11 protein-coding genes, 10 tRNA genes and 1 pseudogene are annotated in these 17352 nt (G+C 39.3%); 20 read left to right on the top strand and 2 right to left on the bottom strand.

The annotated features are described in order from the left end of the window. Positions 1 to 27: 27 nt before the first annotated feature. From HT679_RS04330 to HT679_RS04285, 10 genes are all read left to right on the top strand, one after another. Positions 28 to 101, top strand: a tRNA-Arg gene (locus tag HT679_RS04330). Positions 102 to 116: 15 nt separating this feature from the next. Further along, positions 117 to 190: transfer RNA gene (locus HT679_RS04325), tRNA-Pro, on the top strand. Between the two features lie 5 nt (positions 191 to 195). Next, positions 196 to 269 (top strand) — tRNA-Met (locus tag HT679_RS04320). A 13-nt stretch (positions 270 to 282) separates the two neighbouring features. After that, positions 283 to 356: transfer RNA gene (locus tag HT679_RS04315), tRNA-Ile, on the top strand. A 10-nt stretch (positions 357 to 366) separates the two neighbouring features. Then, positions 367 to 456 (top strand) — tRNA-Ser (locus HT679_RS04310). Between the two features lie 9 nt (positions 457 to 465). Continuing rightward, a tRNA-Met gene (locus tag HT679_RS04305) sits at positions 466 to 539 on the top strand. Positions 540 to 542: 3 nt separating this feature from the next. Beyond that, a tRNA-Phe gene (locus HT679_RS04300) sits at positions 543 to 615 on the top strand. Positions 616 to 635: 20 nt separating this feature from the next. Beyond that, positions 636 to 706 (top strand) — tRNA-Gly (locus HT679_RS04295). A 35-nt stretch (positions 707 to 741) separates the two neighbouring features. Next, a tRNA-Ile gene (locus tag HT679_RS04290) sits at positions 742 to 815 on the top strand. Positions 816 to 821: 6 nt separating this feature from the next. Then, positions 822 to 909, top strand: a tRNA-Ser gene (locus tag HT679_RS04285). Between the two features lie 125 nt (positions 910 to 1034). Here the strand turns inward: HT679_RS04285 and birA are convergent. Both birA and HT679_RS04275 read right to left on the bottom strand, forming a co-directional pair. Further along, positions 1035 to 1970, bottom strand: coding sequence for a bifunctional biotin--[acetyl-CoA-carboxylase] ligase/biotin operon repressor BirA (gene birA / locus HT679_RS04280; RefSeq protein WP_173213174.1), 936 nt, complete (start codon positions 1968 to 1970; stop codon positions 1035 to 1037). Next, complete coding sequence (locus tag HT679_RS04275) at positions 1967 to 2827, bottom strand: AraC family ligand binding domain-containing protein (RefSeq protein WP_173213172.1); 861 nt, start codon at positions 2825 to 2827, stop codon at positions 1967 to 1969. The genes birA and HT679_RS04275 overlap by 4 nt, the downstream gene beginning before the upstream one ends. A 107-nt stretch (positions 2828 to 2934) precedes the next feature. Here HT679_RS04275 and HT679_RS04270 point away from each other — a divergent pair, with 107 nt between their 5' ends. The 10 genes and pseudogenes from HT679_RS04270 to HT679_RS04225 all read left to right on the top strand — a co-directional run bounded on the left by HT679_RS04270 (position 2935) and on the right by HT679_RS04225 (position 17350). Continuing rightward, on the top strand, positions 2935 to 5097 hold the full coding sequence (locus HT679_RS04270) for an alpha-galactosidase (RefSeq protein ID WP_173213170.1): 2163 nt from the start codon (positions 2935 to 2937) through the stop codon (positions 5095 to 5097). Positions 5098 to 5131: 34 nt separating this feature from the next. Beyond that, positions 5132 to 6391, top strand: a complete 1260-nt coding sequence (locus HT679_RS04265) for an extracellular solute-binding protein (RefSeq protein WP_173213169.1) — start codon at positions 5132 to 5134, stop codon at positions 6389 to 6391. 11 nt (positions 6392 to 6402) lie between these two features. After that, a complete protein-coding gene (locus HT679_RS04260) occupies positions 6403 to 7269 on the top strand; it encodes a sugar ABC transporter permease (RefSeq protein WP_162498863.1) in 867 nt (288 codons plus the stop codon). A 13-nt stretch (positions 7270 to 7282) separates the two neighbouring features. Beyond that, a complete protein-coding gene (locus tag HT679_RS04255; protein WP_075213618.1) occupies positions 7283 to 8116 on the top strand; it encodes a carbohydrate ABC transporter permease in 834 nt (277 codons plus the stop codon). A 204-nt stretch (positions 8117 to 8320) separates the two neighbouring features. Continuing rightward, positions 8321 to 9763, top strand: coding sequence for a sucrose phosphorylase (gene gtfA, locus HT679_RS04250; RefSeq protein WP_173213168.1), 1443 nt, complete (start codon positions 8321 to 8323; stop codon positions 9761 to 9763). Between the two features lie 137 nt (positions 9764 to 9900). Next, positions 9901 to 11094, top strand: coding sequence for an O-antigen ligase (locus HT679_RS04245; RefSeq protein WP_173213167.1), 1194 nt, complete (start codon positions 9901 to 9903; stop codon positions 11092 to 11094). A 688-nt stretch (positions 11095 to 11782) separates the two neighbouring features. Further along, a pseudogene (locus HT679_RS04240) lies at positions 11783 to 13785 on the top strand (peptide ABC transporter substrate-binding protein). Positions 13786 to 13851: 66 nt separating this feature from the next. Beyond that, positions 13852 to 15348: an ABC transporter permease gene (locus tag HT679_RS04235; RefSeq protein ID WP_000759899.1), complete on the top strand. Its 1497-nt coding sequence runs from the start codon at positions 13852 to 13854 to the stop codon at positions 15346 to 15348. After that, entirely contained in the window at positions 15348 to 16274 is a 927-nt protein-coding gene (gene oppC / locus HT679_RS04230) for an oligopeptide ABC transporter permease OppC (RefSeq protein ID WP_000103703.1), read from the top strand. The genes HT679_RS04235 and oppC overlap by 1 nt, the downstream gene beginning before the upstream one ends. 8 nt (positions 16275 to 16282) lie before the next feature. Continuing rightward, a complete protein-coding gene (locus HT679_RS04225) occupies positions 16283 to 17350 on the top strand; it encodes an ABC transporter ATP-binding protein (RefSeq protein ID WP_173213166.1) in 1068 nt (355 codons plus the stop codon). Positions 17351 to 17352 lie beyond the last annotated feature (2 nt).

The raw sequence follows: 17352 nt of genomic DNA, 5'->3' as shown, positions 1-17352 counted from the left end.
CGATTCCGGTCCTCGGCATAATATGGAGCACCCTTAGCTCAACTGGATAGAGTACCTGACTACGAATCAGGCGGTTAGAGGTTCGACTCCTCTAGGGTGCATTTTTCTTTTTAACTCGGGAAGTAGCTCAGCTTGGTAGAGTACTTGGTTTGGGACCAAGGTGTCGCAGGTTCGAATCCTGTCTTCCCGATACATGGCGGTGTAGCTCAGCTGGCTAGAGCGTCCGGTTCATACCCGGGAGGTCGGGGGTTCGATCCCCTTCGCCGCTATAATGATCTTGTCGGACCTTTAGCTCAGCTGGTTAGAGCTCTCGGCTCATAACCGAGTGGTCGTAGGTTCAAGTCCTACAAGGTCCATTTGAATATTGGAGGATTACCCAAGTCCGGCTGAAGGGAACGGTCTTGAAAACCGTCAGGCGTGTAAAAGCGTGCGTGGGTTCGAATCCCACATCCTCCTTTTTATTAACGCGGGATGGAGCAGCTCGGTAGCTCGTCGGGCTCATAACCCGAAGGTCGTAGGTTCAAATCCTGCTCCCGCAATAAGGCTCGGTAGCTCAGTTGGTAGAGCAATGGATTGAAGCTCCATGTGTCGGCGGTTCGATTCCGTCTCGCGCCATTTTTACTTATAGTATGTATGCGGGTGTAGTTTAGTGGTAAAACTACAGCCTTCCAAGCTGTTGTCGCGAGTTCGATTCTCGTCACCCGCTTTGAACTTTGTTCAAATTACCAAGTTTTTTAACTTGGGCGCGTAGCTCAGGTGGTTAGAGCGCACGCCTGATAAGCGTGAGGTCGGTGGTTCGAGTCCACTCGTGCCCATTAATTGGAGAATTACTCAAGAGGCTGAAGAGGACGGTTTGCTAAATCGTTAGGTCGGGTAACTGGCGCAAGGGTTCGAATCCCTTATTCTCCGTTTTAATGAGAGTTTGTAACTCTCTTTTTTACTTTTAGAGACAATAAAACTTCAGATCTGTAAAACTTAATTGAATTACTAATCTGAAGTTATTTTTATATCGTTTATATTATAATTGTGTTATTTTACTTCCAACTATTGAGAGAAATTTCTCCGCTATTGAGCCAGATTTTTTTTCCGTTATCACATTGAACTAAAAGTTTACCACTTTCAGAGATGTCTTTAGCAAGTCCCTTGTAGTCTTTTTGATCTAGTGTGAAAGTAACTTCTTTTCCTAGAACGAATGACTGTTTTTTATATAGGTATAATAACTCCTCTGCTGGTGTTTCGAAGAAAGCACGCCAGATTTCTATGATCAATTCATTCCTTGTTATAGGAGCTGTAGTTTTAAATAAGCTAGTAGCTTTTTCTTTTAATTCCTGAGGGAAGTCTTTAATAGTGAAATTGATACCTACTCCAATAATGATATCTGTGACTAGGCTTGTTTCTACAGACGTTATTGCCTCAGTAAGGATTCCTCCAATTTTATGATTTTTGAGGTAGATATCATTGACCCATTTTATGTCGACATCTATTAAAGTTAGGTTCTTAATGGCTTTGTAGATAGCTCCTGCTACAAGTAGTGTGTAGGATGGTAATTTGTCGTAGGGGAGATTTGGTTTAAGATGTAGTGTCATATAAATGCCACCTTGAGGAGAGTAGAAGGAACGTTGAAAACGGCCTCGGCCTGCTGTTTGATAGGAAGCTAGATAGAGGGTATTTGCTTCATGGCCTAAATCAATTGCTTCTTTTGCATCTAGTTGTGTTGATTTTGTTTCGGGTTTAAAGCTGACTTTAATTGGAAGATTTTCTTCTAGAATCTCTGGAAGAATAAGGTCACCATTCATCAGTTGATATCCTTTGTTTTTGATACTATCAATTTCAATGCCTTCTTGTTCTAGCCGCTTGATGGCTTTCCAAATTGATGTTCGACTGAGGGATAGTTCTTCTGCGATTTTTTCTCCGCTGATATAATCGGTTTCTTTAGTTAGAATTTGGTAGACGGCTTGGTAGGATTTCATAGTGTTTCCTTTCTCACTAGTTGGTATTGAGAGTATTCTTTTCTTGTATGACTTGGAGTCTGATTAAAGTATTGTTTATAAGCTTTCGAAAAATGGAGTGGATCTGAAAAACCTACCGAGTATGCAATTACCTTGATGGATTCTTGGGTATTTTCGAGAAGTTGTTTAGCTCGGTGCATTCGAACGTAGAGTAGGTATTCTTTGGGGGATAAGGTGTTAAATTCTTTGAATACGCTTGATAAGTAACTTCTGTGAACGGATAGTTCTTTTGCTAAATCTTGAATTGTAAGTGATTGAGGATAGTGGCTATCAATTAATCGTTTGCATTCAAGATAGAGTTGGTAGGTTGATGAAATATTCTTTTTTTTCTGATTGGGAGCAATAGTTCCCAGATGAAACATCAGTTCATGGAGTTGTCCCATGATATGGAGTTGAGCTAATTCATTGGATTTTGTAATCTGAGCGAAGCGGACAATGTCTGAGATGAGTTTTGCAGTAGTCTGGGTATGACAAGTTTCAGATTGGATGAGATAGGATTGGTCAGAAATTTGAGAAAGAGCAAAATAGTCAGGAGCTTTTCCTCCAGTGATTCCTAACCAGTAGTAGGCCCAAGGATTTTCACTATCAGCTTGATAAAAGGTTAGTTCATCTGGTTTTAATAGAAAGAAATCTCCTTCTTTTAAATCAACAATTTTACCCTTGTAATGGAATGTTCCTTGTCCTTTACTAATGTAATGTAGAACGTATGTATCACGAATGGCTGGACCAAAAGAGTAATTAGGTGTGCATTCCTCATATCCATAAAAGCTTAGGGAAAGGTCGATTGTTCCAGTCTGGTATTCTGAAAAAACTAGCATGTGCCACCTCCTACCTAACATTTTACCATATTCTTGAGACATTTTTCTATTTTGGAAAGCGATTTCAGATGATAAAATAGAATCAATAAAGTGATGAGGTGAAGTAAATGGGAGTTAGGATAGAGAATAATCTATTTTATGTTGAGAGTAAAAATCTAAGTTTGATTATTGAAAATCGTGATGGGTACTTACTATTGAAACATTTAGGAAAGACTATTAAGAACTATAAAGGTTCCAATAGTGTTTATGAACGAGACCATGCCTTTTCAGGAAATCCAACGACTACTAATCGAACCTTTAGTTTAGATACTCATAGACAGATTTTTGGACAACATGGCTTAGGAGATTTTAGGAAACCAACTATACAGATTCAGCATAGTGTAACTGAAGTAACAGACTTTCGATTTGTAGAAGCAAAGATTTTAAAAGGTCAGAATGGTCCAAAGAGCTTACCTTCTCCACATAGCATGGACGATACAGAGACTCTTGTCTTAATGTTAGAGGATTCTAAGGCTCAACTGAGTCTGACTTTGTATTATACAGCTTTTGAAAATGATGCAACAATTGCTAGCTACAGTAAATTAGAGAATAATAGTAACCAGGAAGTTGTCATTCATAAAGATTTTTCTTTTATGGCTGATTTTCCTGCTGCAGCTTACGAAATCGTAACTCTTCAGGGAGCTTATGCTCGTGAAAAGACTGTCAGACGTCAACAGGTAGAACAAGGAATCTTTTCGATTAGTTCGAACCGTGGAGCTTCTGGGCATGCTCAAACACCAGCTCTTTTCTTATGTGATCAAGGAGTTACAGAGGATGCAGGGAATGTGTTTGCTATTCAACTAATGTATAGTGGAAACTTTAAAGCTTTTGTTCAAAAGAATCAATTGAATGAAGTTCGGCTGGCTATTGGGATTAATCCGGAAAACTTTTCTTGGAAGTTAGACCCTGAGGAATACTTTGAAACACCGGTAGCTTTAATGACCTATTCAGATAAGGGATTAACTGGTATTAGTCATGAAAGTCAGAATTTTGTACTGAAGCATATTATGCCAAGTAAATTTTCTAAAAAAGAACGCCCAATTCTAATCAATAACTGGGAAGCTACTTACTTTGACTTTCAGAGAGAAAAACTGTTAGAGTTAGCAGATGAAGCTAAGAAAGTTGGCATTGAACTTTTTGTATTAGATGATGGTTGGTTTGGTAATCGCTTTGATGATAATCGGGCTTTAGGTGATTGGGTTGTTAATGAGGAAAAACTGGGTGGAAGCCTAGAAAGTCTGATTTCAGCTATCCATGAAAGAGGTTTGCAGTTTGGGCTTTGGTTAGAACCTGAAATGATTTCTGTAGATAGCGATTTGTATCGTAAACATCCTGACTGGGCTATTCAGGTTCCAGGATATGACCATACCTATTCTCGAAATCAATTAGTACTTAATCTTGCCAATCCTCAGGTAGTAGAATACTTGAAAAATGTCTTAGATCAACTCCTATCTTATCATGAGATTGATTACATTAAATGGGATATGAATCGTAATATTACTAACCTAGGAAATGGCTTTACTTATCTAGAAACACAGATGCAATCTCATCAGTACATGTTGGGGCTTTACGAACTCGTTTCTTATCTGACAGAAAAGCACAGCCATATTCTCTTTGAGTCCTGCTCTGGTGGTGGTGGACGAAATGATCTTGGTATGATGCGCTATTTCCCACAAGTCTGGGCTAGTGATAATACTGATGCCATTGCACGTTTACCAATTCAATACGGTTCATCCTATCTCTATCCAACCATTTCTATGGGGGCTCATGTTTCAGCAGTACCGAATCATCAGATGGGACGAACGACACCATTAGAAACACGTGGTCATGTAGCAATGATGGGAAATCTGGGATATGAGCTTGATTTGACAAGTTTATCAGATGAAGAGAAAGCTGAGATTGCTAATCAGGTGAACTTGTATAAAGAATTACGACCAGTAGTTCAGTTAGGACAACAGTATAGGTTAATTAATCCCGAGTCTGCATCCAATGAAGCAGCTGTACAATTTAATTACAAAAATCAAACGATTGTAACCTACGTTCGCGTTTTGTCAGTTGTAGAGGCCATGGAAACAACTTTAAAATTAAAAGATTTGGATGAAGAGGGACTGTATGAATTACAGGAAAATGGAGTAGTTTACTCAGGTGCAGAACTCATGTATGCGGGCTTAACTGTTATCTTATCCCAGGGAGATTTTTTGAGTAAACAGTATATTTTCAGAAGACTATAATAAAAGTGTATAAATTTATAAAGGAGGCTTTCCAATGAAATGGTATAAGAAAATCGGACTTCTTGCAATTACAGGTTTAGCTTTGTTTGGGCTCGGCGCTTGCTCCAACTATGGTAAATCTGCGGATGGCACAGTGACCATCGAGTATTTCAACCAGAAAAAAGAAATGACCAAAACCTTGGAAGAAATCGCTCGTGATTTTGAGAAGGAAAACCCTAAGATCAAGGTCAAAGTCGTCAATGTACCAAATGCTGGTGAAGTATTGAAGACACGTGTTCTCGCAGGAGATGTGCCTGATGTGGTCAATATTTACCCACAGTCCATCGAACTGCAAGAATGGGCAAAAGCAGGTGTCTTTGAAGATTTGAGCAACAAAGACTACCTGAAACGCGTGAAAAATGGCTACGCTGAAAAATATGCTGTAAACGAAAAAGTTTACAACGTTCCTTTTACAGCTAATGCTTATGGAATTTACTACAACAAAGATAAATTCGAAGAGCTGGGCTTGAAGGTTCCTGAAACCTGGGATGAATTTGAACAGTTAGTCAAAGACATCGTTACTAAAGGACAAACACCATTTGGAATTGCAGGTGCAGATGCTTGGACACTCAATGGTTACAATCAATTAGCCTTTGCGACAGCCACAGGTGGAGGAAAAGAAGCCAATCAATACCTTCGTTATTCTCAACCAAATGCCATTAAATTGTCGGATTCGATTATGAAAGATGACATCAAGGTCATGGACATCCTTCGCATCAATGGCTCTAAGCAAAAGAACTGGGAAGGTGCTGGCTATACCGATGTTATCGGAGCCTTCGCACGTGGGGATGTCCTCATGACACCAAATGGGTCTTGGGCGATCACAGCGATTAATGAACAAAAACCGAACTTTAAGATTGGGACCTTCATGATTCCAGGAAAAGAAAAAGGACAAAGCTTAACCGTTGGTGCGGGAGACTTGGCATGGTCTATCTCAGCCACCACCAAACATCCAAAAGAAGCCAATGCCTTTGTGGAATATATGACCCGTCCAGAAGTCATGCAAAAATACTACGATGTGGACGGATCTCCAACAGCGATTGAAGGGGTCAAACAAGCAGGAGAAGATTCACCGCTTGCTGGTATGACCGAATATGCCTTTACGGATCGTCACTTGGTCTGGTTGCAACAATACTGGACCAGTGAATCAGACTTCCATACCTTGACTATGAACTATGTCTTGACCGGTGATAAACAAGGCATGGTCAATGATTTGAATGCCTTCTTTAACCCGATGAAAGCGGATGTGGATTAGGAGTAGAGACTATGAAAAAAGTATTACAAAAATATTGGGCATGGGCTTTTGTGGTCATCCCTCTCTTGTTACAAGCAATTTTCTTCTATGTGCCGATGTTTCAAGGAGCCTTTTACAGTTTTACCAACTGGACAGGATTGACTTATAACTACAAATTTGTCGGCTTAAACAACTTTAAGCTCCTCTTCATGGATCCAAAATTCATGAATGCGATTGGCTTTACCGCAATCATTACGATTGCCATGGTGGTTGGTGAGATTGCACTCGGGATCTTCATTGCGCGTGTCTTGAACTCTAAAATTAAAGGCCAAACCTTCTTCCGTGCTTGGTTCTTCTTCCCAGCTGTTTTGTCTGGTTTGACAGTGGCTTTGATCTTCAAGCAAGTCTTCAACTATGGTCTTCCAGCGATTGGGCATGCCCTTCATATTGAATTTCTCCAAACCAGTCTTTTAGGGACTAAGTGGGGAGCGATCTTTGCGGCTGTCTTTGTCCTTCTTTGGCAAGGGGTGGCTATGCCCATCATCATCTTTCTAGCTGGTTTGCAATCTATTCCAACTGAGATTACAGAGGCAGCAAGGATTGATGGCGCGACTAGCAAGCAAGTTTTCTGGAACATTGAATTGCCTTACTTGCTACCAAGTGTCTCTATGGTCTTTATCCTATCCCTAAAAGGTGGGCTGACTGCTTTTGACCAAGTCTTTGCCATGACCGGTGGTGGTCCAAACAATGCCACAACCTCACTTGGGCTTTTGGTTTATAACTATGCCTTTAAAAACAACCAATTCGGTTATGCCAATGCCATTGCCGTAATCTTGTTCTTCTTAATTGTAGTGATTTCGATCATCCAATTGAGAGTATCTAAGAAATTTGAAATTTAAGAGGAGAAGCATGATGAAACAAGATGAAAGAAAAGACCTGATTGGCAAATACATTCTATTGATTCTAGGATCGGTTCTGATTTTAGTGCCGCTCCTTGCTACCCTCTTTAGTTCCTTCAAACCCACTAAGGATATTGTAGATAATTTCTTTGGCTTTCCAACCAACTTCACATGGGACAACTTTAGCCGTCTCTTAGCTGATGGGATCGGAGGCTATTATTGGAACTCTGTCGTCATCACTGTCTTGTCTTTACTTGCAGTAATGATCTTTATTCCTATGGCAGCCTACTCCATCGCTCGCAATATGAGTAAAAGAAAAGCCTTTACCATCATGTATACCCTCTTAATCCTCGGAATCTTCGTACCTTTCCAAGTCATCATGATTCCGATTACGGTTATGATGAGTAAACTCGGTTTGGCTAATACCTTTGGTTTGATCTTGCTCTACTTGACCTATGCGATTCCACAGACCCTCTTTCTCTATGTTGGCTATATCAAAATCTCGATCCCAGAAAGTCTGGATGAAGCAGCAGAGATCGATGGGGCTAATAAATTTACAACCTATTTCCGCATCATCTTCCCAATGATGAAACCGATGCATGCGACAACCATGATCATCAATGCCCTTTGGTTCTGGAATGACTTCATGTTGCCACTCCTTGTCTTGAACCGGGATTCCAAAATGTGGACTCTGCCTTTGTTCCAATACAACTACGCAGGCCAATATTTCAACGACTACGGACCAAGCTTTGCCTCATACGTTGTCGGCATTATCAGTATCACCATTGTCTATCTCTTCTTCCAACGCCATATCATCGCAGGAATGAGCAACGGAGCAGTGAAGTAAGAAGAACTCATGGAATCTATAGTCTCTGACACAGAGGAAGGGTTCAGCTTGTTGATAATTCTATGTAGAAGACAAGAAAGTAGTACTTAGTTTATCACAGTCTATATTAGTACGAGTTTGATGATAAATAGAGATTTAAAATGAATTTGATTTACGAAGCCAAGTCAATGAGACTTGGCTTCAATTAGAAAAAGGAGAGTAATGATGCCAATTCAGAATAAAACCATGTTGATTACCTATTCAGATAGTTTGGGAAATAATCTTAAAGACTTATATGAGAATTTGGAAGAGCATTTTGGTGATGCTATTGGGGGAGTTCACCTTCTACCATTTTTCCCATCAACAGGTGATCGTGGATTTGCGCCAGTTGACTATGACGAAGTGGATTCAGCTTTTGGTGATTGGGAGGATGTTAAGCGTTTAGGTGAGAAATATTATCTTATGTTTGACTTTATGATTAATCATATTTCTCGTCAATCCAAGTATTATAAGGATTATCAAGAAAAACATGAAGCAAGTGAATTTAAAGATCTCTTTCTAAACTGGGATAAGTTTTGGCCGGAAAATCGTCCGACACAGTCTGATGTAGATTTAATTTACAAGCGTAAGGATCGTGCACCAAAGCAAGAGATCGTTTTCGCAGATGGTTCAGTAGAACATTTGTGGAATACCTTTGGTGAGGAGCAGATTGATCTTGATGTGACCAAAGAAGTAACGATGGAATTTATCCGTAAGACCATTCAGCACTTGGCAAGTAATGGCTGTGATTTGATTCGTCTAGATGCCTTTGCTTATGCAGTGAAGAAATTGGATACTAATGATTTCTTTGTGGAACCAGATATTTGGGATTTATTGGACAAAGTTCGAGACATCGCTGCTGAGTATGGGACAGAGCTCTTACCTGAGATTCATGAACATTATTCGATTCAGTTTAAAATAGCGGATCACGATTACTATGTTTATGATTTTGCTCTTCCAATGGTAACCCTTTATACTCTTTACAGTTCCAGAACAGAGCGTTTGGCTAAGTGGTTAAAGATGAGCCCGATGAAGCAATTTACGACGCTAGATACCCATGATGGGATTGGAGTAGTAGATGTCAAGGATATCCTGACCGATGAGGAGATTGACTATGCTTCAAATGAACTCTATAAGGTTGGAGCCAATGTCAAACGTAAGTACTCTAGTGCCGAGTATAACAACTTAGATATCTACCAAATCAATTCAACCTACTATTCAGCGCTTGGAGATGATGATGTCAAGTATTTTCTCGCTCGTCTAATTCAAGCTTTTGCCCCAGGTATTCCTCAGGTTTACTATGTGGGTCTATTAGCAGGCAAGAATGACTTGAAATTATTAGAAGAAACTAAAGAAGGTCGAAATATTAATCGTCATTACTATAGCAACGAGGAAATAGCAAAAGAAGTGCAACGACCTGTTGTGAAGGCCCTTCTCAATCTATTTTCTTTCCGTAACCGTTCAGAAGCCTTTGATCTAGAAGGGACTACTGAGATAGAGACACCAACAGCTCACAGCATTGTAATCAAACGTCAAAATAAAGATAAGTCCGTAACAGCAGTAGTAGAAATTGATTTGCAAAATCAGACTTATCGGGTAATTGAGAATGGAGTTGAAGTATCATTTTGAAGCCTTGATATGGTGGATAAAATAGGGTTTTTATTTTGGAAAACGTTTCCTTTGTTTTCAAATTGCTAAAAAAGTGGTACAATATAGGATAGCTTACTATTATCTGAATCAGCTGATTTGGAGAGAAAGGATTCATTTTGAAATCAATAGGCTTTATTGAAAAGCTGAAGGGGTTGTCTAGTAAAGAGCTGATTTTATTGGGAATTATCCTAAGTATCTTTTTACCCTTTTATCTTTTTGTAGTTGTATTCTGTTTATATATTATCAGTTTGATTTTTACAGGAGACATGAAAAGTATTCTTCAGAAAATGGGGGAGCATCCGATGCTGCTTCTTTTTCTTGGCTATAGTACTGTAATATCCATTTTTGCACAAAATTGGATGGGAGTTGTAGCTTCAGTAGGAATTTTTCTATTTACTATTTTCTTTTTGCACTATCAGTCGATTTTATCACATAAATTCTTTCGATTGATTTTGCAGTTCGTCTTGTTTGGTAGCGTCTTGTCAGCTGTTTTTGCGAGTTTAGAGCATTTCCAAATTGTGAGGAAATTCAACTATGCTTTTCTTTCACCAAATATGCAGGTATGGCATCAGAATCGTGCAGAAGTAACCTTCTTTAATCCTAATTATTATGGAATTATTTGTTGTTTCTGTATCATGATTGCCTTCTATCTGTTTACAACGACCAAGTTGAATTGGTTGAAAGTATTCTGTGTGTTTGCAGGCTTTGTGAATCTCTTTGGATTGAACTTTACTCAAAATCGAACTGCCTTTCCTGCTATTATCGCTGGAGCAATTATTTATCTCTTTACGACCATTAAAAACTGGAAGGCCTTTTGGCTTAGTATTGGGGTCTTTGCGATTGGCTTGAGCTTCCTCTTTTCTAGTGATTTGGGAGTTCGAATGGGTACTTTAGACTCTTCTATGGAAGAACGCATTTCTATCTGGGATGCTGGGATGGCCTTGTTTAAGCAAAATCCTTTTTGGGGTGAAGGACCATTGACCTATATGCACTCTTATCCTCGGATACATGCTCCTTATCATGAACATGCCCACAGTCTTTATATTGATACGATTCTGAGTTACGGAATTGTGGGGACCATTTTATTAGTTTTGTCTTCTGTTGCTCCTGTTCGCTTGATGATGGATATGAGTCAGGAGTCGGGGAAACGTCCGATTATCGGTCTTTATCTATCTTTCCTTACAGTGGTTGCTGTACACGGAATCTTTGACTTGGCCCTCTTCTGGATTCAGTCAGGTTTCATTTTCTTGTTAGTTATGTGCAGTATTCCATTGGAGCATCGAACTTTGGTATCGGACATGACGGATTAAGTTTTATAAGATTGAAATCTTCTACCTTTGGTGGGAGATTTTTTATATACACTGGGCATGTCGTGTATCTGAGGTGTAAGTCCTCTGTAGGGATCCACTACCGGTGAATACAATAGCTCTCCCCAAGCCTGACTATCGTGAGGTAGTGGATTAAAATGGTCTGGGGATAGATCGTTTTAAGTCTGACGCAGGAAATAAGAATTGTCAGAGGAAGGGATAGCGAAATCGTGGCACTACGAACAGGAACGTGATAGAAAGGCGTATATAGTGGATAAGGTAGCGAGAAATTTTAAAGTATAAAAGATAGTCTTAATCTATATGTGTAAATCACGAAAGTAATTAAATTTGGAATAAGGTTGGTGTGAAAAAGATATAGTAAACGGAATCTTGAATACTAGAATGATACTTCTACAATATTGTTATAATTTAATTTGAATTCCAAAATCACATTGTTCAGTCTGTATTTCATTTTACTATAGGTCTTCCTAAGCTCCAAAGTTTCTGCGTCAAATTTCCTATTTTAGCTGTAGCCTTTGATACTTCGAACGATAATTTGAATCATATATTCAGAAAAAATGAAAAATTTGTGTTAATAAGCCTAAATATTCTGAAAATTTGTTTGATTTTTAATGGATAATGTGATATAATGGTTGTCAATCTATAATTCACATAAACAGAGGAGTAGAAAATGAAAAAAAATCGTGTATTTGCTACAGCAGGTCTTGTTTTATTAGCAGCAGGTGTACTTGCAGCATGCAGTTCTTCAAAATCATCTGATTCATCAGCCCCTAAAGCTTATGGCTATGTTTATACAGCAGACCCAGAAACCTTGGACTACCTGATTTCAAGTAAAAATAGTACAACAGTAGTGACTTCAAATGGGATTGATGGTTTATTCACTAACGATAATTACGGTAATCTTGCTCCTGCAGTTGCAGAGGATTGGGAAGTCTCTAAGGATGGTTTGACCTACACTTATAAGATTCGTAAAGGGGTTAAATGGTTTACCTCTGATGGAGAAGAATATGCAGAGGTGACGGCTAAAGATTTCGTGAACGGTTTAAAACACGCAGCAGATAAAAAATCAGAAGCTATGTATTTAGCTGAAAATTCGGTTAAAGGCTTGGCAGATTATCTATCAGGAACTTCAACAGATTTTTCAACAGTTGGTGTCAAGGCGGTTGATGATTATACGTTACAATACACTTTGAACCAGCCTGAACCGTTCTGGAACTCTAAGTTGACCTATTCTATTTTCTGGCCTCTGCCTATTCTATTTTCTGGCCTCTGAATGAAGAATTCGAAACATCAAAAGGAAGCGATTTTGCTAAACCAACAGATCCGACATCCTTGCTTTATAATGGTCCATTCTTGTTGAAAGGGTTGACTGCAAAATCTTCTGTAGAGTTTGTAAAAAATGAGCAATATTGGGATAAAGAAAATGTCCACCTAGATACTATCAATCTAGCTTACTATGATGGATCAGATCAGGAGTCGCTAGAGCGTAACTTCACTAGTGGAGCTTATAGTTATGCCCGTCTTTTCCCTACCAGCTCCAACTATTCTAAGGTTGCAGAAGAATACAAGGACAATATCTATTACACACAACCAGGCTCTGGGATTGCTGGTCTGGGTGTGAATGTTGATCGCCAAAGTTACAACTATACTTCTAAAACTACCGATTCAGAGAAAGCAGCTACTAAGAAGGCATTGCTTAACAAAGATTTCCGTCAAGCCTTGAATTTTGCTCTTGATCGCTCAGCTTACTCAGCTCAAATCAATGGTAAAGATGGAGCAGCTTTAGCAGTTCGTAATCTATTTGTAAAACCAGACTTTGTTTCAGTTGGTGAGAAGACCTTTGGTGATTTAGTCGCTGCTCAACTTCCTGCTTATGGAGATGAGTGGAAAGGTGTGAATTTAGCTGATGGGCAGGATGGTTTATTCAATGCTGACAAGGCCAAGGCAGAGTTTGCGAAAGCTAAGAAAGCTTTAGAAGCAGATGGCGTTCAGTTTCCTATTCATCTGGATGTTCCAGTAGACCAAGCATCAAAAGGCTACATCGCCCGTATTCAGTCCTTTAAACAATCTGTAGAAACAGTTCTTGGTGTTGAAAATGTCGTTGTCGATATTCAACAAATGACAAGTGATGAATTCCTTAATATTACTTACTATGCTGCCAATGCTTCATCTGAGGATTGGGATGTATCGGGAGGAGTTACATGGGGACCAGACTATCAAGACCCATCTACTTACTTGGATATTTTAAAAACAACTAGCAGTGAAACTACAAAAACATATTTAGGATTTGATAATCCAAATAGCCCTTCAGTAGTTCAAGTTGGTTTGAAAGAATACGATAAATTGGTTGATGAAGCTGCCAAAGAGACAAGCGACTTGAATGTCCGTTATGAAAAATATGCAGCGGCTCAAGCATGGTTGACTGATAGTTCTCTCTTTATTCCTGCTATGGCTTCTTCTGGTGCAGCACCGGTGCTTTCACGAGTTGTTCCATTTACTGGAGCTTCTGCGCAAACAGGCTCTAAGGGGTCAGATGTTTACTTCAAATATTTGAAATTGCAAGATAAAGCGGTGACTAAGAAAGAGTATGAAAAAGCTCGTGAAAAATGGTTGAAAGAAAAAGCTGAATCAAATGAGAAAGCTCAAAAAGAATTGGCAAGTCATGTGAAGTAAATAATTTCTAATAGAACTTTCTCTCCATGAGGAGAAGGTTCTTTTGGGATTTTTAAAGGAAATAATATGAAAAAATATATTTTTATGCGTGTTTTGCGGTCATTGGTTTCGATTTTCTTAGTAACGACTTTGACCTACACGATTATCTATACCTTGGTTCCTCGAAAATTGATTTTCAAGCAGGATCCTAACTATAATAAAATTGCGACAACGGCTGATAAACGTGATAACTATGAAAATACTGTGTTTGAGCGTATGGGCTACATTGAGTATTACGATACTAAAGAGTTGCAAGAAAAGGCAAGTAGCATGGATTCTTCTGTAACAGTAGAAGCAAATGCGACCAATAAAGCTATTTATGAAAAGTACATCAATCAATTAGGTCATGGTTGGACTTTGGGAGAATTTACTGAAAGTGGTCAATTCTATGCTACTCGTGAAATTCCAATTTTTGAACGTGTTTTTCACTTCTATGCTAACTTGATTGACATTGACCATACAAATAAAATCCAAGACCCTGAAAATCCAGACTTGAAACGCTACCTTCGTTTTGAAAATGATCCAGCTATCGGATGGTCATTGGTCGGTTCAGGAACTAAACATAAATATCTCTTGTACTTCAACAGTCAGTTCCCATTTGTGCATCAAAACTTTGTGAATATCAATTTAGGTGACTCTTATCCAACCTATGCTAATACACCAGTTCTTCAGGTTATTACTCAAGGTCAAGGACAGACCAAAACTGCTCAAGTTCAGTTCCCAACAGGTAAGAAAACGTCTTCTGTAAATATTTACTCAAGAACCTACAAGTCACCTAGTCAGGCTGACTCTCGTGAAGTAGCTAGCTATGGGAAAGATGATCCTTATACAGCGACTGAAAGTAATTACCAATATCCATCTATGATTGTCAGCTCTGCTATTGCTGGTTTGATTGGTTTGGTGATTTCTTATGCGATTGCCGTGCCACTTGGTTCAGCCATGGCTCGTTTCAAGAACACTTGGATCGATAGCTTCTCAACAGGGGCTTTGACCTTCTTGATGGCACTTCCAACAATTGCCCTTGTTTATATTGTTCGATTGATTGGTTCCTCAATTGGTTTACCAGATTCATTCCCTATCTTGGGAGCTGGAGATTGGCGTTCTTACGTTTTACCGGCAGTAATCCTTGGTTTGTTGGGTGCTCCTGGTACAGCCATTTGGATTCGTCGTTACATGATTGACTTGCAATCTCAAGACTTTGTTCGTTTTGCTCGTGCAAAAGGTTTGTCTGAAAAAGAAATTTCAAACAAACACATCTTTAAAAATGCCATGGTTCCGCTGGTTTCAGGAATTCCTGGTGCCGTTATTGGGGTTATCGGTGGTGCAACCCTTACTGAAACAGTCTTTGCCTTCCCAGGTATGGGTAAAATGTTGATTGACTCTGTAAAAGCATCTAATAACTCTATGGTCGTTGGTCTTGTCTTCATCTTTACATGTATTTCTATCTTCTCACTTCTTTTGGGAGATATTTGGATGACGATTATTGACCCACGTATTAAATTGACTGAGAAAGGAGGCAAATAATGTCTACAATCGATAAAGAAAAATTTCAGTTTGTAAAACGTGACGATTTTGCCTCTGAAACTATTGATGCGCCAGCATATTCTTACTGGAAATCAGTGTTTAGACAATTTATGAAGAAAAAATCAACTGTAGTCATGTTGGGAATCTTGGTAGCCATTATTTTGATGAGTTTCATCTACCCAATGTTTTCTAAGTTTGATTTCAATGATGTCAGCAAGGTAAACGACTTTAGTGCTCGCTATATCAAGCCAAATGCTGAGCATTGGTTCGGTACAGACAGTAACGGTAAATCACTCTTTGACGGTGTCTGGTTCGGAGCTCGTAACTCTATCCTCATTTCTGTGATTGCGACAGTGATTAACTTGGTTATCGGTGTCTTTGTCGGTGGTATTTGGGGAATTTCAAAATCAGTTGACCGTGTCATGATGGAAGTTTATAACGTCATCTCAAACATCCCATCTCTTTTGATTGTTATTGTCTTGACTTACTCAATCGGAGCTGGATTCTGGAATCTGATTTTTGCTATGAGTGTGACGACATGGATTGGGATTGCCTTCATGATTCGTGTGCAAATTTTGCGCTATCGTGACTTGGAATACAACTTGGCTTCACGTACTTTGGGAACACCAACCTTGAAGATTGTTGCCAAAAACATTATGCCACAATTGGTATCTGTTATTGTGACAACCATGACTCAAATGCTTCCAAGCTTTATCTCATACGAAGCCTTCTTGTCATTCTTCGGTCTTGGATTACCAATTACAGTGCCAAGTTTGGGTCGTTTGATTTCGGATTATTCACAAAACGTAACAACTAATGCTTACTTGTTCTGGATTCCATTGACAACTCTTGTCTTGGTATCCTTGTCCCTTTTCGTAGTTGGTCAAAACTTAGCGGATGCTAGTGATCCACGTACACATAGATAGGAGTAGAAATGACAAAAGAAAAAAATGTAATTTTGACTGCTCGCGATATTGTCGTGGAATTTGACGTTCGTGACAAAGTATTGACAGCCATTCGCGGCGTTTCTCTTGAACTAGTTGAAGGAGAAGTATTAGCCTTGGTAGGTGAGTCAGGATCAGGTAAATCTGTTTTGACAAAGACTTTCACAGGTATGCTCGAAGAAAATGGTCGCATTGCCCAAGGGAGTATTGACTACCGTGGTCAGGATTTGACAGATCTATCTTCTCATAAAGATTGGGAACAAATTCGTGGGGCTAAGATTGCGACTATCTTCCAGGATCCAATGACTAGTTTGGACCCAATTAAAACAATTGGTAGTCAGATTACAGAAGTTATTGTAAAACACCAAGGAAAAACAGCTAAGGAAGCAAAAGAATTGGCCATTGACTACATGAATAAGGTTGGGATTCCAGATGCAGATAGACGTTTTGATGAATACCCATTCCAATATTCTGGAGGAATGCGTCAACGTATCGTAATTGCTATTGCCCTTGCCTGCCGACCTGATGTTTTGATCTGTGATGAGCCGACAACAGCCTTGGATGTGACCATTCAAGCACAGATTATTGATTTGCTCAAATCTTTACAAAACGAGTACCATTTCACAACAATCTTTATCACTCACGACCTTGGTGTGGTAGCAAGTATTGCGGATAAGGTAGCGGTTATGTATGCAGGAGAAATTGTTGAGTATGGAACTGTTGAGGAAGTCTTCTATGACCCTCGCCATCCATATACATGGAGTCTCTTGTCTAGCTTGCCTCAGCTTGCTGATGATAAAGGGGATCTTTACTCAATTCCAGGAACACCTCCGTCACTTTATACTGACCTGAAAGGGGATGCCTTTGCCTTGCGTTCAGACTATGCAATGCAGATTGACTTCGAACAAAAAGCTCCTCAATTCTCAGTATCAGAGACACATTGGGCTAAAACTTGGCTTCTTCATGAGGATGCTCCAAAAGTAGAAAAACCAGCTGTGATTGCAAATCTCCACGATAAAATCCGTGAAAAAATGGGATTTGCCCATCTGGCAGACTAGGA

The organism is Streptococcus sp. 4886, from assembly GCF_013276485.1.
GTDB lineage: Bacteria > Bacillota > Bacilli > Lactobacillales > Streptococcaceae > Streptococcus.
Note: the sequence above shows the minus strand (reverse complement) of the source record. Positions and strands in the feature narration are given on the sequence as shown.

Excerpts from the sequence above, each read along its gene's own strand:
- birA (WP_173213174.1), bottom strand. The coding sequence starts at position 1,970 with ATGAAATCCTACCAAGCCGTCTACCAAATTCTAACTAAAGAAACCGAT.
- HT679_RS04275 (WP_173213172.1), bottom strand. The coding sequence starts at position 2,827 with ATGCTAGTTTTTTCAGAATACCAGACTGGAACAATCGACCTTTCCCTA.
- HT679_RS04270 (WP_173213170.1), top strand. The coding sequence starts at position 2,935 with ATGGGAGTTAGGATAGAGAATAATCTATTTTATGTTGAGAGTAAAAAT.
- HT679_RS04265 (WP_173213169.1), top strand. The coding sequence starts at position 5,132 with ATGAAATGGTATAAGAAAATCGGACTTCTTGCAATTACAGGTTTAGCT.
- HT679_RS04260 (WP_162498863.1), top strand. The coding sequence starts at position 6,403 with ATGAAAAAAGTATTACAAAAATATTGGGCATGGGCTTTTGTGGTCATC.
- HT679_RS04255 (WP_075213618.1), top strand. The coding sequence starts at position 7,283 with ATGAAACAAGATGAAAGAAAAGACCTGATTGGCAAATACATTCTATTG.
- gtfA (WP_173213168.1), top strand. The coding sequence starts at position 8,321 with ATGCCAATTCAGAATAAAACCATGTTGATTACCTATTCAGATAGTTTG.
- HT679_RS04235 (WP_000759899.1), top strand. The coding sequence starts at position 13,852 with ATGAAAAAATATATTTTTATGCGTGTTTTGCGGTCATTGGTTTCGATT.
- oppC (WP_000103703.1), top strand. The coding sequence starts at position 15,348 with ATGTCTACAATCGATAAAGAAAAATTTCAGTTTGTAAAACGTGACGAT.
- HT679_RS04225 (WP_173213166.1), top strand. The coding sequence starts at position 16,283 with ATGACAAAAGAAAAAAATGTAATTTTGACTGCTCGCGATATTGTCGTG.